Origin of the sequence: Halobacillus dabanensis (assembly GCF_900114165.1) — a bacterium.
In the GTDB taxonomy this organism is placed as follows: Bacteria; Bacillota; Bacilli; order Bacillales; family Halobacillaceae; genus Halobacillus; species Halobacillus dabanensis.
In genome coordinates this window covers 317,662-339,265 of record NZ_FOSB01000001.1, presented here as the reverse complement: position 1 = coordinate 339,265, position 21,604 = coordinate 317,662, and the positions used below count along the sequence as shown (strand labels likewise).

General features: G+C 40.2%; 24 protein-coding genes and 2 riboswitches. Of the genes, 11 read left to right on the top strand and 13 right to left on the bottom strand.

Annotation, left to right across the window (positions count from 1 at the left end; genetic code table 11):
* Positions 1-148 precede the first annotated feature (148 nt).
* Complete coding sequence (locus tag BMZ58_RS01720; protein ID WP_075034817.1) at positions 149-529, top strand: rhodanese-like domain-containing protein; 381 nt, start codon at positions 149-151, stop codon at positions 527-529.
* Between the two features lie 568 nt (positions 530-1,097).
* On the opposite strand, the gene gcvPB is transcribed toward BMZ58_RS01720, so the two are convergent.
* The 3 genes from gcvPB to gcvT are packed head-to-tail and all read right to left on the bottom strand — an operon-like array spanning position 1,098 to position 5,023.
* On the bottom strand, positions 1,098-2,561 hold the full coding sequence (gcvPB, locus tag BMZ58_RS01715; protein WP_075034816.1) for an aminomethyl-transferring glycine dehydrogenase subunit GcvPB: 1,464 nt from the start codon (positions 2,559-2,561) through the stop codon (positions 1,098-1,100).
* The gene (gcvPA, locus tag BMZ58_RS01710; RefSeq protein WP_075034815.1) at positions 2,554-3,903 is read right to left on the bottom strand and encodes an aminomethyl-transferring glycine dehydrogenase subunit GcvPA; all 1,350 of its coding nucleotides are present in this window, start codon (positions 3,901-3,903) and stop codon (positions 2,554-2,556) included. The genes gcvPB and gcvPA overlap by 8 nt, the downstream gene beginning before the upstream one ends.
* Before the next feature lie 19 nt (positions 3,904-3,922).
* Positions 3,923-5,023 (bottom strand): glycine cleavage system aminomethyltransferase GcvT, encoded by a 1,101-nt coding sequence (gcvT, locus tag BMZ58_RS01705; RefSeq protein ID WP_075034814.1) that lies wholly within the window; start codon positions 5,021-5,023, stop codon positions 3,923-3,925.
* A gap of 63 nt (positions 5,024-5,086) precedes the next feature.
* A riboswitch (glycine riboswitch) is annotated at positions 5,087-5,179 on the bottom strand.
* A gap of 3 nt (positions 5,180-5,182) precedes the next feature.
* Positions 5,183-5,272, bottom strand: a riboswitch (glycine riboswitch).
* Between the two features lie 167 nt (positions 5,273-5,439).
* On the opposite strand from gcvT, the gene BMZ58_RS01700 reads away from it, so the two are divergent.
* The gene (locus BMZ58_RS01700) at positions 5,440-7,083 is read left to right on the top strand and encodes a DEAD/DEAH box helicase (protein ID WP_075034813.1); all 1,644 of its coding nucleotides are present in this window, start codon (positions 5,440-5,442) and stop codon (positions 7,081-7,083) included.
* The gene (locus BMZ58_RS01695; RefSeq protein ID WP_075034812.1) at positions 7,080-7,886 is read left to right on the top strand and encodes a YqhG family protein; all 807 of its coding nucleotides are present in this window, start codon (positions 7,080-7,082) and stop codon (positions 7,884-7,886) included. Before BMZ58_RS01700 ends, BMZ58_RS01695 begins: the two co-directional genes overlap by 4 nt.
* A 110-nt stretch (positions 7,887-7,996) precedes the next feature.
* Here the strand turns inward: BMZ58_RS01695 and BMZ58_RS01690 are convergent, their stop codons facing one another.
* The gene (locus BMZ58_RS01690) at positions 7,997-8,182 is read right to left on the bottom strand and encodes a YqzE family protein (RefSeq protein ID WP_075034811.1); all 186 of its coding nucleotides are present in this window, start codon (positions 8,180-8,182) and stop codon (positions 7,997-7,999) included.
* A 52-nt stretch (positions 8,183-8,234) separates the two neighbouring features.
* Entirely contained in the window at positions 8,235-8,717 is a 483-nt protein-coding gene (locus BMZ58_RS01685) for a shikimate kinase (protein WP_075034810.1), read from the bottom strand.
* Positions 8,718-8,903: 186 nt separating this feature from the next.
* On the opposite strand from BMZ58_RS01685, the gene comGA reads away from it, so the two are divergent.
* The 6 genes from comGA to BMZ58_RS01650 all read left to right on the top strand — a co-directional run bounded on the left by comGA (position 8,904) and on the right by BMZ58_RS01650 (position 12,729).
* Positions 8,904-9,914, top strand: a complete 1,011-nt coding sequence (gene comGA, locus BMZ58_RS01680) for a competence type IV pilus ATPase ComGA (protein WP_075034809.1) — start codon at positions 8,904-8,906, stop codon at positions 9,912-9,914.
* Entirely contained in the window at positions 9,892-10,920 is a 1,029-nt protein-coding gene (locus tag BMZ58_RS01675) for a type II secretion system F family protein (protein ID WP_244151467.1), read from the top strand. The genes comGA and BMZ58_RS01675 overlap by 23 nt, the downstream gene beginning before the upstream one ends.
* Before the next feature lie 17 nt (positions 10,921-10,937).
* Positions 10,938-11,246 carry a competence type IV pilus major pilin ComGC gene (gene comGC, locus BMZ58_RS01670; protein ID WP_279626112.1) on the top strand — a complete coding sequence of 103 codons (309 nt, stop codon included), beginning with the start codon at positions 10,938-10,940 and terminating at the stop codon, positions 11,244-11,246.
* Positions 11,188-11,670 (top strand): competence type IV pilus minor pilin ComGD, encoded by a 483-nt coding sequence (gene comGD / locus BMZ58_RS01665; protein ID WP_244151466.1) that lies wholly within the window; start codon positions 11,188-11,190, stop codon positions 11,668-11,670. The genes comGC and comGD overlap by 59 nt, the downstream gene beginning before the upstream one ends.
* A gap of 302 nt (positions 11,671-11,972) precedes the next feature.
* Entirely contained in the window at positions 11,973-12,380 is a 408-nt protein-coding gene (comGF, locus tag BMZ58_RS01655; protein WP_075034805.1) for a competence type IV pilus minor pilin ComGF, read from the top strand.
* Positions 12,340-12,729 (top strand): hypothetical protein, encoded by a 390-nt coding sequence (locus tag BMZ58_RS01650; RefSeq protein ID WP_075034804.1) that lies wholly within the window; start codon positions 12,340-12,342, stop codon positions 12,727-12,729. Before comGF ends, BMZ58_RS01650 begins: the two co-directional genes overlap by 41 nt.
* Before the next feature lie 35 nt (positions 12,730-12,764).
* Here BMZ58_RS01650 and BMZ58_RS01645 read toward each other — a convergent pair whose 3' ends face one another.
* Entirely contained in the window at positions 12,765-13,148 is a 384-nt protein-coding gene (locus BMZ58_RS01645) for a Spx/MgsR family RNA polymerase-binding regulatory protein (protein WP_075034803.1), read from the bottom strand.
* A 244-nt stretch (positions 13,149-13,392) separates the two neighbouring features.
* Between BMZ58_RS01645 and BMZ58_RS01640 the strand changes: the two genes are divergently transcribed.
* Complete coding sequence (locus BMZ58_RS01640; protein WP_075034802.1) at positions 13,393-13,638, top strand: DUF2626 domain-containing protein; 246 nt, start codon at positions 13,393-13,395, stop codon at positions 13,636-13,638.
* A gap of 49 nt (positions 13,639-13,687) precedes the next feature.
* Here BMZ58_RS01640 and BMZ58_RS01635 read toward each other — a convergent pair whose 3' ends face one another.
* On the bottom strand, positions 13,688-14,311 hold the full coding sequence (locus BMZ58_RS01635) for an MBL fold metallo-hydrolase (protein ID WP_083412469.1): 624 nt from the start codon (positions 14,309-14,311) through the stop codon (positions 13,688-13,690).
* 153 nt (positions 14,312-14,464) lie between these two features.
* Between BMZ58_RS01635 and BMZ58_RS01630 the strand changes: the two genes are divergently transcribed.
* Positions 14,465-14,638 carry a DUF2759 domain-containing protein gene (locus tag BMZ58_RS01630; RefSeq protein WP_341864763.1) on the top strand — a complete coding sequence of 58 codons (174 nt, stop codon included), beginning with the start codon at positions 14,465-14,467 and terminating at the stop codon, positions 14,636-14,638.
* A 106-nt stretch (positions 14,639-14,744) separates the two neighbouring features.
* Here BMZ58_RS01630 and BMZ58_RS01625 read toward each other — a convergent pair whose 3' ends face one another.
* From BMZ58_RS01625 to BMZ58_RS01600, 6 genes are all read right to left on the bottom strand, one after another.
* Positions 14,745-15,533, bottom strand: coding sequence for an ABC transporter permease (locus BMZ58_RS01625; RefSeq protein ID WP_083412468.1), 789 nt, complete (start codon positions 15,531-15,533; stop codon positions 14,745-14,747).
* A gap of 14 nt (positions 15,534-15,547) precedes the next feature.
* On the bottom strand, positions 15,548-16,234 hold the full coding sequence (locus BMZ58_RS01620; RefSeq protein WP_075034800.1) for an ABC transporter ATP-binding protein: 687 nt from the start codon (positions 16,232-16,234) through the stop codon (positions 15,548-15,550).
* A gap of 267 nt (positions 16,235-16,501) precedes the next feature.
* On the bottom strand, positions 16,502-18,382 hold the full coding sequence (locus tag BMZ58_RS01615) for an LTA synthase family protein (protein ID WP_075034799.1): 1,881 nt from the start codon (positions 18,380-18,382) through the stop codon (positions 16,502-16,504).
* 463 nt (positions 18,383-18,845) lie between these two features.
* Entirely contained in the window at positions 18,846-19,805 is a 960-nt protein-coding gene (locus BMZ58_RS01610) for an ROK family glucokinase (protein ID WP_075035091.1), read from the bottom strand.
* The gene (locus BMZ58_RS01605; protein ID WP_075034798.1) at positions 19,802-20,017 is read right to left on the bottom strand and encodes a YqgQ family protein; all 216 of its coding nucleotides are present in this window, start codon (positions 20,015-20,017) and stop codon (positions 19,802-19,804) included. Before BMZ58_RS01605 ends, BMZ58_RS01610 begins: the two co-directional genes overlap by 4 nt.
* A gap of 67 nt (positions 20,018-20,084) precedes the next feature.
* Positions 20,085-21,536, bottom strand: a complete 1,452-nt coding sequence (locus BMZ58_RS01600; RefSeq protein ID WP_075034797.1) for a spore germination protein — start codon at positions 21,534-21,536, stop codon at positions 20,085-20,087.
* Positions 21,537-21,604 lie beyond the last annotated feature (68 nt).

The following is a 21,604-nucleotide window of genomic DNA, read 5'->3' as shown; positions in this document are numbered from 1 at the left end:
TTCCTTTTTTCATCAGTTGCATCATAATCTAAGTAACAAAGCTCGACAAATCAATATTTTTTACTATAACATAATAAAATTTTTTTGAAATACGCTCCGTTCCCTCCTATAATAGATAGAGGAATAGAGAAATGAGGGGGATGGAATCATGGAATTATGGATCTTAATCGGGGCACTTGTAGTGGTTATTGCCTTCGGTGTGTATAGATTCTTCAAAGCAAGAAAAATTATGACTACATTATCAGAGGACAAATTCCGAGAAGGATACAGAAAAGCGCAGCTGATCGATGTTCGTGAACCAAAAGAATTCGATGGCGGACACATTCTAGGTGCAAGGAATATTCCATTATCGCAAATGAAAAACCGTCTTATTGAAATTCGCAAAGACAAGCCCGTATACTTGTACTGCCAAAGTGGTGCCCGTTCTGCCCGTGCAGCGATGATGCTTCACAAAAAAGGCTATGAAGATTTAAACATGCTAGAAGGCGGCTTCAAAAAGTGGACAGGTAAAATTAAAACCAAAAAGTAATACCCAGCCCGGTTCAATCCCAGAATCGGGCTTTTTCTGTTAAACTTCTCCAACTAAAGCTCCGAATTCTGTAAGGGTCAGTTTCGAGACATTTTGTGAGTGGATAATTGTGGCGGGGAAAGACTCTCGCTTTCCGCGGGAGTCATTCCCCTCTGCACCTTGCCAAAATCGATTCTCGACACCGCTGCTCGAAAAGGTGGTAATGAATGGAAGTATGCTGGTGAGCATACATTGGAAACCTTGCTATAGAGCGTTATATTCCCATAGGACAGGGATGATGGAGGACGCTCCTTTCTATTAAGGGCATTCGTTTCTCCCTTACTTCGAATGAGGTGGTTGGGAAGCTGCGAGACTCCCGTGGGAGAAGGAGGTAGGCGAGATCCCTTAGTGCGATAGACCGCCCGAGGAAGCTCGCCAGGTCCCCCACAGGAAAGCGAGTTGCTTCCCCACCAACCCTGACTCTTCATACGGCAACGAACCCCGGTTATCTCGGATTAGAGTCTTACATAAGACTGCCATATAACTGAAAGAAACCGGAGTCCAGCTATATGTAGACTCCGGTTTCTTTTTATTCTTCTTTCTGATATCGTAAAACAGGTTTTCGTGCAGCTTGTGTCTCATCCATTCGACTGACGATCGTCGTATGAGGAGCATCCTGGACCATCTGAGGGTCGTCTTTAGCTTCATTGGCAATTTGAATCATACGATCGATAAAGTCATCCAGAGTCTCTTTGGATTCCGTTTCTGTCGGCTCCACCATTAACGCTTCCTCGACATTAATCGGGAAATATATGGTTGGCGGGTGATATCCAAAATCAAGCAACCGCTTCGCCATATCCAAAGTACGTACACCCAATTTTTTCTGACGCCTTCCTGACAGTATAAATTCATGTTTACAATGGCGATCAAAAGGAAGATCAAACTCTTCTTGGAGACGACGCATCATATAGTTTGCATTGATGACGGCATATTCGCTTACTTTTTTCAAGCCTTCAGGGCCCATCGTCCTTATATACGTATAAGCCCGGACATTGATTCCGAAGTTTCCATAATAAGGCTTGACTCTGCCAATGGATTGCGGACGGTTATAATCAAATACATAGACACCATCCTGTTTGGTTAAAATCGGTTTTGGCAAATAAGCAGCGAACTCTGCTGTAACTCCTACAGGTCCAGAACCAGGCCCACCTCCTCCGTGCGGCCCGGTAAACGTTTTGTGAAGATTCAAGTGGACAACATCGAAGCCCATGTCCCCTGGACGCGCATAACCAAGAATAGCGTTCAAGTTAGCCCCATCATAATAAAGCTTCCCACCCGCCTCGTGCACAATGGCCGCCATCTCCTCAATATCTTCTTCAAAAAGTCCAAGCGTGTTCGGGTTTGTCAACATTAAGGCAGCTGTCTGTTCATCGACTACTCGCTTCAAATCTTCAAGATCAACAAGCCCTCTTTCATCAGATTTTACGGTCACAGCTTCAAATCCAGCCACCGTAGCAGAGGCCGGGTTTGTACCATGCGCGGAGTCCGGCACGATAACTTTCGTCCGATTATAGTCTCCATTCGCTTCATGAAAAGCCCGGATCATCATTAAACCTGTCCATTCGCCATGAGCACCTGCTGCCGGCTGAAGTGTCACAGTGTTCATACCTGTGATGGCCGCAAGGGATTCTTGTAAATCATACATTAAGTGTAGAGCTCCCTGAACGGATTCCGATGGCTGATATGGATGAATGTGACTGAAGCCAGTAAGGCGTGCAACATCTTCATTCATTTTCGGATTGTATTTCATTGTACAAGAGCCGAGTGGATAGAAGCCTGAGTCAACACCATGATTGCGCTTAGAGAGAGCTGTGTAATGCCTCATAATTTGTAGTTCACTCACCTCAGGAAGATCCGGCTCACTTTTTCTTACATATGAGTCACCAATCATCTCATCAACATCCACTTCCGGGACATCGAATTCTGGTAAGCTAAAACCTGTGCGGCTCTCTTGACTCAATTCAAAAATTAATGGAAAGTCCTTATTACTCATGTAGATCCCCCATCTCCTTGACGAATGTGTCTATTTCTTTTTTCGAACGTATTTCCGTAACCGCCACTAACATGAAACCTTCCAACTGCTCATCCACCTGCCCTAGATCATATCCACCAATGATTCCACGAGTCAGGAGTTCTCGGTTTACTTCCGACACATTACGTTTTAAATCAACAACAATTTCATTAAAAAACGCTCCATTATAAGCGATATCAAAACCGTTTAGTTTTAATTGTTCTTTCATATAAGAAGCTTTTTGGATATTCATCCAGGCCACCTTTTTCAAACCTTGCTTACCTAATGAGGACATAGCAACAGATGAAGCGAGTGCATTCAGTGCTTGGTTTGAACAAATATTGGAGGTAGCCTTGTCACGGCGGATGTGTTGTTCTCGTGCTTGTAGAGTTAGTACGAACCCTCTGCGCCCTTCTTCATCAACTGTTTGCCCGACAAGACGCCCAGGAACCTTACGCATAAGTTTCTTCGTTGTCGCAAAATACCCACAGTGAGGTCCTCCATATTGTGCTGGAATACCAAACACTTGGGCATCACCTACGACGATATCCGCGCCAAACTCTCCTGGAGGTGTTATGTACCCAAGAGCTAATGGGTTACTTGAGGTAATCATCATTGCTTTCTTCTGAGTGTCGACAAGCGAGCGAATCTCATCTAATGGTTCAATTTGGCCGAAAAAATTCGGGTATTGAACTACGACGCTTGCAGTATTTTCATCAAGCTCCCGCTCCAATTGTTCTAGGTCGGTTTTTCCGTCCTGGTGTTCGATTTCCACCACTTCCACTCCAGGCCCCTTCACATAAGAATGAATGACTGCAAGGGATTCTGGATGAATGGCCTTTGATACGAGCACCTTCTTTTTCTTTGTCTGACCTGCTGAAAGATTCACTGCCTCCGCTAAAGCTGTACCGCCGTCATACATCGATGAGTTTGCAACATCCATGCCTGTCAATTCACAAATCATCGTCTGGAACTCAAAAATCGCCTGCAATTCCCCCTGGGAGATCTCAGGCTGATAAGGGGTGTAAGCCGTATAAAACTCTGATCTGGAAATGACATGATCAACAATGGACGGAATGTAATGATCATATACCCCTGCGCCTAGAAAGGAAGTATGTGATTTCAGATTTACATTCCGGGAAGCTAATTCTGTCAATTCTCTCATCAGCTGATATTCATTCTTTGGTTCCTGTATATCCAGGTCTCCCTTAAAACGGACATTTTCAGGGATATCGGAAAATAAATCATCTGAATGTTCCACTCCGATTCTTTTAAGCATTTCGCTTTTATCTCTTTCTGTCATTGGCAAATAACGGAATTCCATACTGAGTCTCCCTCTCTGTTTATCGTTTATAGAATGGTGTCTTTACGACTTTTGCTTTTAACCGCCGTTTTCTAACTTGAACAGTTACCTCCGTACCTTCCTCTGCGTATGCAGTCTTAATCAAAGCAAGGCCGACGTTTTTACCTAGTGTTGGCGATTGTGTACCAGTTGTTATGAAGCCGATGACTTCTTCTCCATCTAAAACATCATAATGCGTCCGCGGTATCCCTTTATCAATCATTTCAATGCCGACAAGTTTCCGGGATGGTCCTTCTTCCTTTTGCTTTTTCAAGACTTCCTTACCGATAAAGTCGCCATCTTTTTTAATTTTCACAGCAAAATTCAATCCTGCTTCAATCGGTGTGATGTCTTCACTCAACTCCTGACCATAAAGCGCAAGGTTCGCTTCAAACCGAAGGGTGTCGCGGGCACCAAGCCCAACAGGCTTCAAACCTAGAGGTTCTCCCGCATTCAAAACTGCTTGCCACAGGTCAGCTCCAGAGTCTGCCTGCAAATATATTTCAAATCCGTCTTCGCCTGTGTATCCTGTCCGGGAAACAAGAGCTTTTCCTTTGATTCCTTTTAAAGAGACATCTTGACGGAACCGGAAAAATTTAATGCTGGATAAATCGACATCCGTAAGGGTTTGGAGAGCTTCTTCCGCCCTTGGCCCCTGGATCGCCAGCTGTACGTATTCATCCGAAACATCTTCGATCGTAACATCGCCTTCCTGATGTTCCTTCAGCCATTCAAAATCTTTGGAACGGTTTGCTGCGTTGACAACTAGTAGATATTTATTCTCAGCCAGGTGATAGACGATTAAATCATCGACTGTGCCTCCATCTTCATAGCACATAATCGTATATTGCGCCTTTCCTGGTTCAAGTTTAGAAACATCATTCGTAAGCATTTTTTGTAAAAAGTTCAAACTGTCCGTACCTTCGACCATCACTTCAGCCATATGGGATACGTCAAACAATCCTGCAGCGGTTCTAGTTGCCTCATGCTCTTCCTTGATGCTTGAGAACTGAACAGGCAAATCCCATCCGCCGAAGTCAATCGTTTTCGCACCAAGCTTCTTATATTCATGGAATAAAGGTGTGCGCTTCAAATCTGTCATCCAACCACTCCTTAAGAACTTTTTAGCCCATAAAAAAAGAGACTCTTCCGCTTATACGGGAGTCTCTGTCCATTTCACCAGAAAGTTTCACGCCGGAAAATCCCTGGCGCTTGCTTCTTGGGTGGTTTGCATACATTTTGCAAACACTCTCCAGAGTTGCGTCCTATAGAGGTCTTTTTGCCTGAGAGATTCACAATTCCTTGTTTGCTCCTTCGGCGCTACAAAAGTAGTCTCTCCCTCTACAGTCATTCGCTTTCGTATTCTTCTAGATTTTACCGGGCATACTAATGTGTAACGTTTCCATAGATTATGGTTATTTGCAGCCCCATTATATCACGCAGCATTCACAAAAGACATGAAAATTCTACAATTATTCACAATCTTTTATCATTCAGAATGATGGAGGGGATATACGCATGTTAGAAATACGTCCAGACCATTCATTTATTCAAACACTTCAAGAAAACTTAGACCACCCCGACAAATTAGCAACTTGGGATGGTTTTAAGCTTGCGCATCAAGCGGCTCAATTTAAAACAGTACCAAAGTTCGAAGGTTTACTTTCTCTTGACCACCTACCACATGTCAATTTTATGGAGCATCAGGTAGAAGCTGCAGAAACAGTTGTCCATCAAATGAATGGGCGTGCAATTCTTGCAGATGAAGTAGGTTTAGGGAAAACACTGGAAGCAGGGCTCATCCTAAAAGAATATATGGTGAGAGGGAGAGCGAAAAAAATACTTATATTGACACCTGCGTCGCTTGTGAACCAATGGATTCAGGAGCTTAACGAAAAATTTTACATCCAGGCCGCTTCCCCTCGCAAAAAGCAGGCCTCATGGAAAGAATGGGATGTAACGGTCACTTCTATTGATATGGCTAAGCGGGAAAATCATCGAGAAGAGATTCTATCTATCGATTATGACCTCATTATTATCGATGAAGCTCATAAACTAAAAAATCATAAAACAAAGAACTATCAGTTTGTCCAATCTCTAAAGAAAACATATTGCTTATTGCTGACAGCGACACCGATCCAAAACAAGCTGAGTGACCTTTTTAATCTAGTATCCATTTTAAAACCCGGATATCTAGGCAATTTGACTGATTTTAAAAAGAAATACCAAAAGAATGCGGAGGAAGAGGATAACATCCAACATATTCACTCTCTTGTTGGCCACTTGATGATCCGTAATAGAAGAAAAGATACCGGATTAGACTCATCCAAAAGAAAAGTCGTCAATGAGCTCCTTTCTTTTACAGAAGAGGAAACAGCGATGTATCAGAAACTAGAAGCCCTAAAAGCAAACCATCCTTCTTTTACATGGCTGACTTTAGCCAAAGAACTTTGTTCTTCGAGAGAGGCTTGTTATATGTCATTAAAACAACTGAAAAAAAATGCCCCAGAGGAAAAAGCAAAGGTATATGATGAATACATTGAAGCCATCGGTCAACTTCCTCACCATGTAAAAGCCAAAAAGATGGCAGAGTTGATTGAAAAAACAGAGGAGAAATTCATAATATTCACTGAGTACCGGGCTACCCAATTTTATTTGCAGTGGTATCTACAACAACATGGGATTACCTCGGTTCCATTCAATGGTAAATTCAATAAAAGCAAACGGGATTGGATGAAGCAACTATTCCAGAATAAAGCTCAAGTAATGGTAGCTACAGAAGCTGGCGGTGAGGGAATCAACCTGCAATTCTGTCATCATATGATCAACTACGACCTACCCTGGAATCCGATGAGGCTGGAACAACGAATTGGTCGTATCCACCGATTTGGTCAGGAGCACGATGTGAAGATCTATAATTTCGCTGTCAAAGATACAATAGAAGATCACATTATGAAAATGCTTTATGAAAAAATCGAGATGTTCAAAAATGCTGTTGGTGATTTAGATCATATTTTGGAGCAGATTCCAGGAGGAAGCTTTGATCAACAAATCCAATCCATTTTAAAACAATCGGACAGTCAAGGAGAAGTCGATATCAAATTGAGCAACCTTGTCAGTTATGTTGAGCATACGGTTAATGAAAGGAGAGAATCAAGTTGAACACCGCCAACCGCTACACATCATTTGTGAAGCAATTCTTTCTATCTTATGGATGTTCCATTGTCAACGATCATCATTCCCACTTTACCATCCAGTTAACGTGTGAGATGGATGAAGAAATTATGAACCGCCCTTTTTACTGGCATTACATGAAAAAAATGAACAGAGAAGGAGCTCCTATGCAGCTTACCTTCACGGATACAGAACAAAAGAAAAACGGCGGTATCTACTTACATGCTGGAACTCCTAAACTACACACCCTTTATAATACGGCCATCCAAAAAGGCCGAACTGCCCGCCTTTATGAGGTTGTTCGGGAAATAAGTGGCCGAAACAAGGCGATGAGTCCTTGGCTCATCGTTAATGCTCTCCTGCACTATCGAGGTAAAAAAGCGAAAGATGAGCCAATTTCGATAGGGATCAATTTAATCCATGGGACAATGATGCTCGGGATGATGGATAAGATTCAAAACATCGATTTCGAAACAAAAGTCTCTGATTACACCTTTCCGATGTCACCAGTGATATCCCTCACAAGTGCATATAAGCGTATGGAGCGACACATCGAAACATATGTCTCCTCTCTTGATAATGAATGGGCTATAGACTCTCTCCATCACTTGGAAAAAGAAAAAAAACTTCTTGAGTCTTTTTATGAATCAGAGGATATCGATCTGGAATCTTTTACGAAAGAACGAGAGCAAATTGATAACCGGTATAAACCTTATATAGAAATGGAGGTAATCAATGGAGGTCTCTTTTACATCTCTCAAGATACGAGTGCTCAATGGATTTACCATTAACATTCTTTTAAGTTTTTGTAAATTCCATCAAACACGGAAAAACCCTGCACAGAGGAAATAGTGAAGACAAAAAAAGCCTCTGAAATAAATCAGCGGCTTTTCTTACCTTTTCAATGATTGGTGATTTTGCGTTTTCTCCTGAGCATCTTGAAAGCGAAGGGAAGGATTCCAAACCAATAGAAAGAAGATTTCTTTGAAGGTTTAGCATCCTTCCTTTTTTGTTTTTCTTCTTTGGACATGTGCATATACTTGACCATTTCTTCTGTCAAAAATTTTACATAGTCGTTCTGGTTCATGAAAATCCCCTCTTTTGTACATACTTTTGCTTTTAGTATGCTAGGAATTTCCTCATTTTATACGTTTCTGAATATCTACAGCAATTTCACACGGGGTTCGCTCATCCACAGAAACAATTTCATCAGCCACTTCATCATAAAGTGCCAAGCGAGATTCAAAGCGATTTTTCTTCTCTTGTTCGTCTCCCTTCCATAAAGGACGATTTGTATCCTCCCTTAAGCGCTTAACAATGGTCTCCCACTCAGCTTTTAAATATATGACTGTTCCTGATTTTAAAAGATGCCGATTGTCCTTTGAAAGGATGATACCACCACCGGTTGATACGATTACATCTTTTGATATCCCTCTCAAGAAAGATGTCTCTTTTTCTCTGAAAAATGACTCCCCTTGTGTTGCAAACATTTCTGATATACTGAGCCCCTCTTGTTTTTCTATTTCCTCATCCATTTCTATGTACGGCATGCCCAATTTGCGACTAAGCTGTTCGGCAACTGTTGATTTTCCACTGCCCATAAATCCTACAAGATAAATCAAAAAAACTCCTCCTATATAAATAATGTATAATAATGTTGGTGTTATTGTATATGGAAGTAGAGAAATATGCGAGGGTTGTTGAAGAAAATGTCCTCTGTTATAACAATATTGAAAATAGAGCAGGAATTTCACCTTTTATGTCGAATGATATATATTGTCAAAATATAAAAAAGGGGTGATTTGTATTTGAATTCCATTGCCAACCACGTTCATAATCTGATTGTATCCGCAATCCAGCAGAGCGCTTCAGACATCCATTTTTCTCCTTATGGGGAAACCACCTCCGTTCACTTCCGCATCCATGGCAACAGAATTTTCCATTCCGCCTTACCTTTACCAATGTACGAAAAAATGCTTTCCTATTTCAAATTCACATCAGGAATGGATATTGGCGAACAAAAACGTCCGCAGAATGGTACCTTGCAGCATCGATCTAATCAATCCATCTTCGACCTTCGTTTATCTACCCTACCGATCACCGGTACAGAGAGTCTTGCTATCCGTATCCTTCGCCCAATGGACCACACTCCGCTCGAACAGCTCTTCCTTTTTCCTTACCAATTGATGAATATCCAGAAATGGCTACATTATAGAAGCGGTATGATCCTCTTCACTGGACCGACAGGAAGCGGGAAGACCACTACCCTTTATGCTCTTCTTCAATCTCTCATAACCCAAAGTTCCTTCCAAGCTATCACCTTAGAAGATCCAATTGAAAAGAATTTAAACAACATAATACAGGTTCAAGTAAATGAAAGGGCCGGCATTACCTATGATACTGGTTTAAAGGCGGCCTTACGTCATGATCCTGACCTCTTAATGGTTGGTGAAATTCGCGACAGAGCCACAGCACAGTTTGCCTTCCGAGCTGCATTAAGTGGACATCTGGTCATCAGTACCATCCATGCCCGGAACGCAATAGGTACAATCCATCGACTTAAGGAGATGAACATTCAACAAGCAGAATTGGAACAATCAATGATCGCTATCGCCTCGCAGCAACTAGTCCCGGTTGAAGGGGGTGACCATTTACCGAATAGAGCAGCCATCTTAGAATTGTTAGAAGGCTCTACCCTTCAAAAAGCGATTCAAGGAGACCCATCTACCAACATAATCTTTTCAGATTTCATGCACTTAAGGAGGAAAGCATATGCTCTCGGCTTCATTCCTGAAAATGAAGTGGAACCAAAAAAATAATCCCCGTTTATCCATTCAGCACCAAATCAATTTTTTCAAACGTTTGAGTCACATATTAGAAAAAGGCTATCCATTACTCGATGCTTTGAAAATGACAGGATGGGATATAAAGCTAAAGCCTACGTCAGCAATAATTGAAGCTCACCTTCGTGCTGGCGCTCCTTTTCATATCGCTTGTGAGAAAGCTCATTTATCCCAGACCGTGACTAACTTCCTTTATTTTAGCCATACCCATTACGATTTGCCGAAATGCTTTATACAGTGCAAAGACTTGTTAGAAATGAAACAAAAATACAAACAAAAATTATTAAGAGTTATCCGATATCCCATTTTCCTTTTTATATTCTTAGTCATAGCTTTCACCGTAATGCAAAAAACAGTGATGCCGAATTTCATTACTCTCTTCGAAGGTCAAAATAATCAAAACCTAACACTCATGAACGCCATGATCTTTGTATTAAATACACTAGGAGGAATAGCAGTATTTATTATCCTCTTACTGTTAGCATTTGTGTTTATTTTACCCCGTTTAGACTTATCAAAAAAAATTTCTCTGTACGAGAATATCCCTCCACTAAAAATTTACCAATCCTTTTTGTTATCGTTGTTGTTTACGACTCACCTCTACTCACTCCTCCAAGCCGGGTTGACACTAAAAGAAGCGATAGAATTGATGGAACAACATAAAAAATATGACATATTGTCCCATTACAGCAATATCATTTTGGCTGAATTATCCCAAGGAAAGAGCTTTGCTCAAGCAATTTATCAATGTTCCTTGTTCAGAAAAGAACTCACTAACATTTTTCATCATACGAATGATATCCAGGCTTTAAAAGATGAATTAGAGATGCTCTCCGATTTCTTCATGGAATATATCGAGCAAAAAATCAATTCGTGGCTCCATCTAATTCAACCCATATTTTTTATTATTATCGCTATTGTGATCATCAGTATCTATGCATCCATCATGCTCCCTCTCTACCAATGGATGAATCAAATATAAAAAAAGGAGTTTACATCATGTTGAATAATGAAAGAGGATTTACCCTGATTGAAATGCTCATCGTCCTGCTTGTCATTTCTGTACTTTTGATCATCACTATTCCTAACATGTCGAAAAATAGTACGACCGTCAAAGATAAAGGGTGTGAGGCATTACTCAAAACGACAGAAGCCCAAGTGGAAGCCTACTTTATCGATAACTCTAAACGCCCTGAAAGTCTCCAAACACTTATTACAGAGGGGTATATTACCCAGAGTACTTGCCCAGATGGAAGTGAACTCCAATATGAAGATGGTGTCGTTTCTGCCCCGGCGAGCAGCGAATGAAGGCTATACATTATCGGAGATGCTGATCGTCCTCCTTCTTTGGTCTGTTCTATTAGCATGTATTTTACCACTTCACCATCGGACATATCTGAATGTTCAATCATCTAAAACTGTACAACAATTCAAAGAGGATGTGTTATTAACCCAAACATTGACAATGAATGACCACATTTACTACCAACTTCTTTTCAACGAGGATTCAACAGAATATATTCTCCATGATAGGAAGAACCGCCGTAATGTTTTCAAAAGAAAATTACCTAAGGGATGGAGTATCAATATGTTGACATTAGAACCTACTGTCCGCTTTAACCAGAAAGGTATGATTTATCAAGGAGGCTCCATGCAGTTTGTGGCTCCTAACAAAACATTCACAATCGTGTTTCCATTTGGCGCGAGCAGGGTCCGTATTGAAGAAAGCTGATGGATTCACAATGATAGAGACCATCACAGCTTTCAGCTTACTTCTTATGGCTATAATGAGTGTCCTTCCTCTCTATATGGACATAAGACTTTCCTTGAAATACTTGCATATGGAACAGAAAGTAATCACACGCTTACACGATGAGTTCCATGACTATATACACAGTGAGACTCTCCATAGCTTTCCTCACACTTATGATATAGGAACCACGGTAACTTTTTCGATCGTATATGAAGATCAATGGACCAAGGGGTGTGCAAAATGGAAAGACCAAAAGAACTCATATAAGGAGTTTTGTCTTTATGCGGAATGAAGTGGGCTTTACTCTTTTGGAAGTCATAATCACCCTATTATTGACGATGACTATTCTCTCCATTTCTGTACCACTTATTTCATTATTTAAGACGGAGGATTATTATACAGAAACTTCTGCACGCCAATTATCAGCAATCATCCAAGAGGAACTAAACCAATCAAGAAGTTTTATGGTGCGCTCGGAGATATTATCTTTCATCGACCAACAACAGCGGCATGTCGTTATTGACCAGTATGAATCGGTGGTACGACGAAGGGTGGATCGGAAGGGACATGAAGTTATGATCCAAGGAGTAAGGAATATCCACTTTAGTAGAAAAGAATCTTCTATCCAAATGAAAGTGGAGATGATGAATGGTGCGATATACAAATACCTCATTCACCTTCCTAAGTGATGAAAAAGGTAGTATTTTCCCATGGGTGCTGATGGTTTGTTATTTACTTCTGCTTGTAACTTTCACAGGTGTTCAACAATTGAAAAGCCAATTAATACAGACAAGCACTCATAAGTCAGCAGTTGTAAAACAACATATACTAGAACAATCACGCAATCCTCTGGAAGAGGAGTTAGTCATCCTTCCAGAACTATCAGCTCAGCATGACTTTATTCATTCTACACCAAATGGAGAAGGAACAGCGAATTGTATCAGGGAATCAGAAATGAACTGGGCTTGTGATTGGATTATCACTGATCGTTTTGGAGGTATAAAGCATACCATGACTTTTCACTCTCTAAGCAAATAACGCATCTCAATTATAGAGATGCGTTTCGCAATAAGTTAGGAAATATTTGCTTTGTAATCCATTCGTACATCTACTATCCCCCGTAAACCGTCAACATCATAACCGACCACAAGACTCTCTCCGTTGGTTAAAATAGGCCTTCTCAAAAGCTTTGGCTTTTCAATGAGTAGATCTAAGAACTCATTCAAGGATAAGTCCTCTACATCCACCTCAAGGGTTTTGTATTCTTTACTCCGTTTGGCCAGAATTTCATCTATACCGTGTGTTGTAAGAGAAAGAATTCTTCGTAACTCATCGGCGGAAGGAGTCTGACGAAACAAATGCTTTTCGTTAAAATCCACCCCCTGCTTGTTTAACCATGACTTCGTGCGTCGACAGGATGTACAACTTGGGTACGTATAAAATATTATATCTTCCATCTTCACCGCTCCTCGCTAATTTAACACCTTTATTGTATAGTTGTTGTATAACCTTTGTACAATAAATTAAACTCTTTTTTTCATAAAGAAATAAATCGCCGATAATCTTACTTTTAGGAATACGAGTAAAGGGAAATACAAATACTGAGAAAAGTAAAGATGAAGACGTTTTATTTACAATTGTTACAGGGTCGTTTATAATATGGATGATAGTTTAACGAGAGAAAAGGAGGGGGAAAAAAGCATGGATCGTATGTTTCGAGTGCTAGCCTTTTGGACAGGTATCTTCGCTGTCATGTTCTATACAGGCGATATGATGGAAGCATCATTATTATCTTTAGTTCAAACGGCTTTTTTCCTTACTGTTGGTTACCTTAAGCTGTCAGAGCGTATGTATGTGTACATATTTTTCTCATACTTGACAGTCTTTATGATTGGGTTTACGTATTATTGTTCTTTCATCTTAGTACCAGGGTTTGGTGGCCACTAAAAAAGAACCTGTCATCCTCGGATGACAGGTTCTTCTTTTGTATAGATATTTATTGAAAGAAAGGATTTGTATCTCTTTCTTCTCCTACGGTTGTTGGCAATCCGTGTCCCGGAAAAATCCTCATATCGTTACGGAGAGTGAACAACTGTTCTTTGATACTCCGCTCCAGTTCTTCCCTACTTCCACCCGGAAGATCCGTACGCCCAATTCCACTTTGAAACAGGGTATCTCCCGCTATCGTCAGGCGTTGGTTTCTAAATACAAAAGAAACACTTCCAGGTGAATGTCCTGGCGTATGACGAATTTCAAAAGGAAAGCCACCGATCTCTGCTTGACCAATTTCAAAATGGTGATCTGCCGGAGCAGCGGTAATTTCCCCTAATCCAAATAAACCCGAACCATTTTTCTGAGGATTCCCAAGCCACTCTGCTTCCTTTTCGTGTATGTAGACAGGTGCATCATAAGCTTCCCTTACAGCATCGACTGCTCCGATATGATCGAAATGGGCATGTGTAAGTAGTATAGCTTCTACCTCGAGCTCTCTTTCTTTCAAATATTCTTGCAGTTTTTCAAAGTCTCCACCCGGGTCGATCACTAGGGCTTTTTTATTCTCATGAACAACGTAAGCGTTCGTGGCCATCGGACCCAATGGTAAACGTGAAATTTTCATCATTGACTAAACACCTCTTTGAGATTTTTATAAAATGAGGATAGATAACTCGACATTTTTCTTTATTTACTATAAAATAAATGAGTACGAATACTCGCTACATATAGTATAACATCCATCACTTCTGGATGATAATAATGAAAAGAGATATTGGGGGTGCTGAACTTGGTAACAGCCATTCTTCTTTTACTCGTTACAATCCTTTGCGTATTCGCTGTATTTCGCGAACTTAAAACGAAGAACTTCTTCGCCGTACTCTTTGCAGGTATATCAGCATTGATTTTCGGTTGGTTCTCCGTCATGACAATCTGGTACAATTTATTTGCTTAAAAAATAAAAAAAGCAAGCGGCCCTTGGTGCCTGCTTGCTTTTTTTATTAGCTGGACATTTAAAAGACCATAGCTTTTAAAACATACCAAGTCATTTTCACTTTTAATTAAGACCTTGAGTTACTTATTTCTTCATCATTTTGTAGTAGTTGTTTATTTTTATTAAAGAAGTACCTGTACATACATAATGTGATGAACATAGCACTTAAAGAAACAGAGGAAAAAATGCTCAAGGAAATGACTAGTTGGTATTTAATAGCCATTACGGGGGAAACACCACCAAGAATGAGACCAGTCATCATACCGGGAAGCTGAACCAGACCGATCGTCTTTAACCGGTCCACGTTGGGAATTAATGATGCATGCAAAGTTTTCTGGATAATCAAATGAGAAGCTTGTTTCGGTTCTGCTCCAAGGGATAAGGAGGCAAGTAAGCGACCATTATTTTCTTTAAACTCTGTCTTCATTCTTTCTAATGCCAATCCCATGGCTGTCATACTATTTCCAATCACCATCCCACTCATAGGAACAACCTCAGACGGTTTAAATTCAATCATATCAAATATGAGCCAAAGACAAAGTACACCTGCCTCAATAACTACAAGTCCAAAGAATATAATAAACCCTACATATGGCAATTCTTTTCCTTTTTGTCGAGCATGAAAAGTGGCTATAATAATCATTACTGTCAGCATAAATGGAATTCCGTACAATGCCGGCAAATCAAAAAGAAATGTTAATATGTAGCCAATGGCAAAAAGTTGAATTGTACCTCTAAGTGTTGACCATATAACACTCTTACTTACGCCTAATTGGTAATAGTAAGAGAGAGCTAAGGGTACGATTACAAAAATAATTAAAAAGATTAATGATTGGTTTGAAATTTCTGGTGCCAAATAAAGTCACTTCCTTACTGATCTAGAAATTCGGCAAGCTCCTTTTGTTCTGGGTTATCGAGCATATCGGGAATCTTGCCATCTTCAAGTAGCCGACCATCACTTAGGAACAAACCCCTATTCCCTAAACGACGTGCTTGGTTAAGATTATGAGTGATCATCAACATTGTCAGGCGATGCTCTTCGATCAATTCTTCAAGTACTTCTTCAATTTCTTCGGCGGTCCGATAATCCAATGCACTTGTCGGCTCATCCAACAATAGAACTTCCGGAGAATTGGCCAACGTCCTCGCTAAAGATACCCTCTGTTTTTCTCCTCCGGAAAGTTGCTCAACATCTCTATCTAAATAGCTTGAAGGTAGTTGTACATAGTCCAACAACTTCTTTCCTTCTTTTTCCTCCCATTCTCCAAAAAGAGATGGACCATATTTAATATTATCCAGCACCGTCCCCGGGAACAAGTTGGGTGCTTGCAAAACCAACCCTACTTTTTTACGTAACTCAGTGATCGGTTGAGCATCCAGAGGTTTGTCATTAAAATAAATTTTTCCCTCATCAGGGTCATTGAGCCGATTCAATAAAAATAATAATGTACTCTTCCCCGCCCCGGAGGGCCCAAATAGAATGACCTTGTCCTGTTTTTCAATTGTAAAATTCAAATCACGCAGTACTCCTTGGTACACATCTTCAAATCGAAACATTTGCTTCTCCCTCCAAAAACATATATGTCCATATCATTACCCTTACACGTATAAAATTATGATGAAATATTGATAAGCTAACTTTGATGTTATCATTTATTCAATAATTACTCGACTACGAGATACCAGGCAAGATAAATAAACCCTATTCAACGTAATCTAAGGCACCGGAGAATAGCCAGAACTTTTCAATCAAAGATTTTTATAAATATAAACTATAGAACATAGGAAAAAAGCCGTTATGACATAGTCATAACGGCTTCTTCCTCATTCTTCATTTTCATTAAAATCATAAAACCTAAATAAATCACCATAAATGATGTTATCAGAGTAATGAAGATCTTGATCGACTTTTTCTTTAATTGGCAGGCAACCTTTTGCAGCTTCGTCTGTCAATTGTTCACCAGTGGAACGATCATAGCAAAGTTCATTCGTATAAACATAATTTTCACTGATAAAGCTTCCATCTCTCAGTGCGATAAAATCTTTTCGATCCTCTGCAAACATATTACCGCCAAACGTCATATCACCATTTTCTTCTATTCCAAGTAAGTGGAGTAATGTCGGTTTAACGTCAATCTGTCCAACAACTTTTTCTTTGATTTCTCCATCATCATAGCCTGGGATATGCACCATGAATGGTACTCGCTGTAACTGTACCTGTTCGTATGGAGTAACTTCCTTGCCCAGGAATTGTCCCATTGCTTTATTATGGAAATCACTAATGCCATAGTGATCTCCCATTAAGACTATAATGGAATCTTCATACAAGCCTGCATTTTTCAACTGCTGGAAGAATAGTTCTAAAGATTCGTCCGTATAACGGGCTGTCTGGAAAAAGGCATTGAGTGTATTAGAATTAGAATCATATTGATCAATATTCGCTTTCTCTTCCGGCAATTCGAACGGGAAATGGTGTGTCAGAGTTATGAACTTACTGTAAAATGGTTGTTCCTGTGATTGTAGATATTTAATCGATTGTTCAAAAAATGCTTTATCTTCCAGCCCCCACCCGAAGGAATTCTCCGGGGTGATTTGATAAGACTTTTCATCATAAAACTCATCATATCCAATGTTATCGTACATAACGTCACGGTTCCAGAAACTACCGTTGTTCGCATGAAATACGGATGTTTCATAACCTTCCTCATTTAGAATTTCTGGAAGAGCATTATATTCATTACCTGCATGTGTAAAGTATACAGCACCTCTACCTAACGGGTATAACGAGTTTTCCACGATAAATTCAGAATCAGATGTTTTCCCTTGAGCTGTTTGATGATAAAAATTCTCAAAAGTAATCGTGTCATCACTGTGTCTCAAATCATTCAGAAATGGTGTAGTTTCTGTACCATTGATCTTGGTATCAAACAAGAAAGACTGAAATGATTCTATACTTACAAATATCACATTCTTATCCTCAGCGATTCCATATAAATCCGTTTTTTCATCGGGATTATCAGGAGAGGTTTCTTCCAGGTAGGTTTCGATTTCACTGATTTCGCTTCCGTCAGCAAACACACGTTGAGCCTTCGTTTTCGTCTGCATCGTTGCGTCATAAAGATGGTAATTATAAATCCCAATATTCTTCACCAAGTATTCCCGGTCAAATGCGCGAACGAATAACATTGGGCGCTCTATTTCAGCAAGGACAACGTTTCCTGCTAAGAGTAAAAACGTAACAGCAGTAACCGCAATTTTCCCGCGTTTGGGTAGTCTTACGGAAAGGTCAAATTTTTTCTTGCTCAAATACCAAATTAGCGCAACGTCTGCAAATATGAAAATATCTTCTATATGAAGAAGTGTTAAAAAGCTTCCCGTAAGATCTGCGGCATTATTCCCCTGAAATAAAACGGGTATTGTGATAAAGTCCGTAAAATTGCGGTAAAAGACTAAATTCAAAAATAAAATCAGGGAACCAATCAGTGTCGTCCAACGTAAATACTTCATTTGATTCTTAGGCTTCAGCCAAACACTTATAGCAAATATCAAATAAGCACTTGCCATTGGATTAAATAGCAGTATAAACTCTTGCATCGGATTTTCTATTGATAAATCAAACATGAACCTATAAACAACATATGTTTTCAAGCCGAATAACAATGTCGCAATGATAAACAAAGGCATGCTTCTATTTCTCCATAGCATGATCGTTCCTCCTCTAGTAGTACGTTGAAGGTTAAACTTTACACAGTTTAACCGAATACCTTATCTTCTTTAAGAAATTCCACTTATAATCAATATTAAACTGCCTCTTACTATATGACGTAAATTGTACCACAAAAGTTTCAATAAATTTATTTTTAATGAATTGCAAATATATTGGATATGTCCACAATAATATTATAAAGGATGCAAATGATGTAGGAATGACATTAGGATTACTATTCTTTTACAGTTTATAAAACGTTGAAAAATAGGACTTCCTCCATCTATACACCTACATGATTACTGGTATTCCCTCCTGAGCCCTCTCTTCATTAGCAAAAACCAATAAACTGCATTCCAATAAAATTGGAGAAACCATCCCCCGACTAGTCTGATCAGAACGTCAAAAAGAGGACGAAATCTGATATAGATTTCGTCCTCTTTTTGACGTTCATTATTTTTACTATTTATTCTTTTTGACTAAATAAGCGCCTCCGATAACGCCAGCATCATTACCTAATTCTGCAATCCCAAAATTCGAGGCTTCTGCGGTTCTCTTTAATGCATATTTACGGTAAGCTTTTTCTAAAGGTGCAAGCAATTGAGTTCCCGCTTTGGAAACCCCGCCTCCGACCACGATTTTTTCTGGATTGATCGCTATTGCCATATTCGCTATTGCCATACCAAGAACATCCGTAACTTCATGAATGACTTTTTCCGCCGCTTCATCCCCATCATCCGCTGCGTCAAACACATCTTTGGCGGTCAATTCTCCATTCTTTAATAATGTTTGCAATAAAGAATCAGGATATGACCTTGCTATCTCTTTCGCTTTTCTAACGATACCTGTTGCTGAGGAAACTGTCTCCAAACAGCCTGTTTTTCCACAATTACAAGGCACTCCACCAACCGGGACGACTGTTACGTGACCGAGTTCTGCTGCTGTACCATTTGCCCCATTCAATACGTTACCATTGGCAATGATTCCTCCACCGACACCTGTGCCGAGTGTGACAGCAATCAACTCTGTACAACCCTTTCCAGCACCGAGCCAATTTTCTCCAAGAGCAGCCAGGTTCGCATCATTATCCACCCAGACCGGAAATCCTGTCAACTCTTCTAGATGGGAACCAAAATCAAAATTTTTCCACCCAATATTCACGGCTTCATGGATGAACCCAGAACTGGTGTCTACAAAACCTGGTGCTCCTGCGCCAATTCCCATAATCGCTTCTTTATGTATATTCCTTTCTTTTAGTTTTTCATCGATTGATTGGGATATATCTGTAGGAATGGACTTCCCTTCAGATTCCGTATTGGTTGGAATTTCCCACTTCTCGACTATCGATCCGTCATCTTTAATAAAAGCGAGTTTTACCGTAGTCCCGCCAATATCCGCTCCAATATAAAGTTGTTCCACTATGATTCCTCCCCTGATTGCCGATCTTTTTGGCGAGCGATCTCGCCTCGTAACAATAGCATCGCCATTTGATAATCTTCTGTCGTCATACATTGAGATTTATATAACTCACGCACTTCTTCTTCCATCAATTCGAGATCAGCTAAACGATCACCTATGTATATGACCGTGCCGAATTTCATTAAGTATTGTTGAATATCGTAAATCGTTTTCATGTTTTATCACCTGCTATCATTATACCAATACCTGTTATAATTGAAAACGTTAAAGAACCCTGATCGATCAACGATCAGGGTCTTTCGGGTGCAAGAATGCAGGCCTGCGATTTTTAAGGGGTATGGGCGAGCGTACTAGAACATCTCGTAATGGTTTCCAGGAAAAGGGGAGAAAAGGCCATAAATAAGGGGTACGAAACGTTTGCATGCGTGCTAAGTAAATAAGCCAGAAAGTCACTCCAATGACATAACCCTTCAACCCGAACATACCTGTCACAAGTAATAAAGCAATCCGTGAGATTCGATCTGCAAGTCCCACTTCGTAACTCGGCGTTGCAAATGTCCCGATCGCAGCAAGCGCCAAATATAAAACAACTTCACTTGAAAATAAACCAACATCTACCGCCACTTGTCCCATAAGAATTGCAGCCACTAGTCCAAGTGCCGTACCTAAAGAAGAAGGAGTGTGAATGGCCGCCATCCTCAACATATCTATTCCAATTTCTGCAACCAGAAACTGTACAATTATAGGAACCTTACCCGTTTCTGCAGGGCCTATAAAAGATAAAGGTTCAGGTAACAGATCAGGTTGCTGGGAGAACAAGAAATACAAAGGCAGAATAAAAATAGATGCAAAGAAAGCGAAAAACCGAACCCACCGCAAGTAAGCACCAACTAACGGTTTCTGCCTATATTCCTCCGCATGTTGCATATGATGCCAAAAAGTAGCAGGGGTGATCATGACACTTGGCGATCCGTCAATGATTACAAGAATATGGCCTTCATATAAATGGGCTGCAGCCGTGTCAGGTCGTTCTGTATAACGTATAACTGGATACGGATTCCAGTACTGCCCACTGATATACTCTTCGATGGTTTTTTCGGCCATCGGTAAGCCATCCGTATCGATTTCCTTCAAGACACCTTGCAAATGCTTTACACGTTCCTCATCAGCAATATCTTTGATATAACAAACACAAATATCTGTTTGAGAACGACGCCCAATTTGAGAATATTCCATTCTTAATGAGCGATCTCTAACCCTTCGTCTAGTAAGTGCTGTATTAAAAACAAGTGTTTCTACAAAACCATCCCTTGAACCACGAACAACCCTTTCTAAATCCGGTTCATGAGGACTTCTGACGGGGTATGTCCTCGCATCGATAAGGATAACTTCATCTACACCCTCAACGATTAACGCGGTAGGACCGGCCAGAACCATGTCAGCTGCTTTATTTAAATCTTTTTCTTGATCTAGTTCTACATATGGAATGTGCGTTTTTAACAATTGCGCCAATGGGTCTGGATTTAATTGAGTTTCATCCAGCCGCGATAAAAGTTTCATAATTCTTTGTAGAATTTCATCTTTCACAAAACCATCGACCATAAACAATGACATACCTCGACCAGCATAAACGAGATCTAAATGGATGACATCAAAGCTTTCCTCTACACCGAGTCGATCTCTCATGTAGGAAACATTTTTATCGTAACTGTCAAACAAGTGCTGTTTTTCCATATCACTTCCCCCTCGAGCCATGCTATCGATTAGTTTTATCTAATCACGGAGAAACATACATCCGCCCA

Coding starts and splice junctions, on each gene's coding strand:
- BMZ58_RS01720 (WP_075034817.1), top strand. CDS start 149: ATGGAATTATGGATCTTAATCGGGGCACTTGTAGTGGTTATTGCCTTC.
- gcvPB (WP_075034816.1), bottom strand. CDS start 2,561: ATGAGTAATAAGGACTTTCCATTAATTTTTGAATTGAGTCAAGAGAGC.
- gcvPA (WP_075034815.1), bottom strand. CDS start 3,903: ATGGAATTCCGTTATTTGCCAATGACAGAAAGAGATAAAAGCGAAATG.
- gcvT (WP_075034814.1), bottom strand. CDS start 5,023: ATGACAGATTTGAAGCGCACACCTTTATTCCATGAATATAAGAAGCTT.
- BMZ58_RS01700 (WP_075034813.1), top strand. CDS start 5,440: ATGTTAGAAATACGTCCAGACCATTCATTTATTCAAACACTTCAAGAA.
- BMZ58_RS01690 (WP_075034811.1), bottom strand. CDS start 8,182: ATGAACCAGAACGACTATGTAAAATTTTTGACAGAAGAAATGGTCAAG.
- BMZ58_RS01675 (WP_244151467.1), top strand. CDS start 9,892: ATGAAGTGGAACCAAAAAAATAATCCCCGTTTATCCATTCAGCACCAA.
- comGC (WP_279626112.1), top strand. CDS start 10,938: ATGTTGAATAATGAAAGAGGATTTACCCTGATTGAAATGCTCATCGTC.
- comGD (WP_244151466.1), top strand. CDS start 11,188: ATGGAAGTGAACTCCAATATGAAGATGGTGTCGTTTCTGCCCCGGCGA.
- comGF (WP_075034805.1), top strand. CDS start 11,973: ATGCGGAATGAAGTGGGCTTTACTCTTTTGGAAGTCATAATCACCCTA.
- BMZ58_RS01650 (WP_075034804.1), top strand. CDS start 12,340: ATGGTGCGATATACAAATACCTCATTCACCTTCCTAAGTGATGAAAAA.
- BMZ58_RS01645 (WP_075034803.1), bottom strand. CDS start 13,148: ATGGAAGATATAATATTTTATACGTACCCAAGTTGTACATCCTGTCGA.
- BMZ58_RS01640 (WP_075034802.1), top strand. CDS start 13,393: ATGGATCGTATGTTTCGAGTGCTAGCCTTTTGGACAGGTATCTTCGCT.
- BMZ58_RS01635 (WP_083412469.1), bottom strand. CDS start 14,311: ATGATGAAAATTTCACGTTTACCATTGGGTCCGATGGCCACGAACGCT.
- BMZ58_RS01620 (WP_075034800.1), bottom strand. CDS start 16,234: ATGTTTCGATTTGAAGATGTGTACCAAGGAGTACTGCGTGATTTGAAT.
- BMZ58_RS01615 (WP_075034799.1), bottom strand. CDS start 18,382: ATGCTATGGAGAAATAGAAGCATGCCTTTGTTTATCATTGCGACATTG.
- BMZ58_RS01605 (WP_075034798.1), bottom strand. CDS start 20,017: ATGAAAACGATTTACGATATTCAACAATACTTAATGAAATTCGGCACG.
- BMZ58_RS01600 (WP_075034797.1), bottom strand. CDS start 21,536: ATGGAAAAACAGCACTTGTTTGACAGTTACGATAAAAATGTTTCCTAC.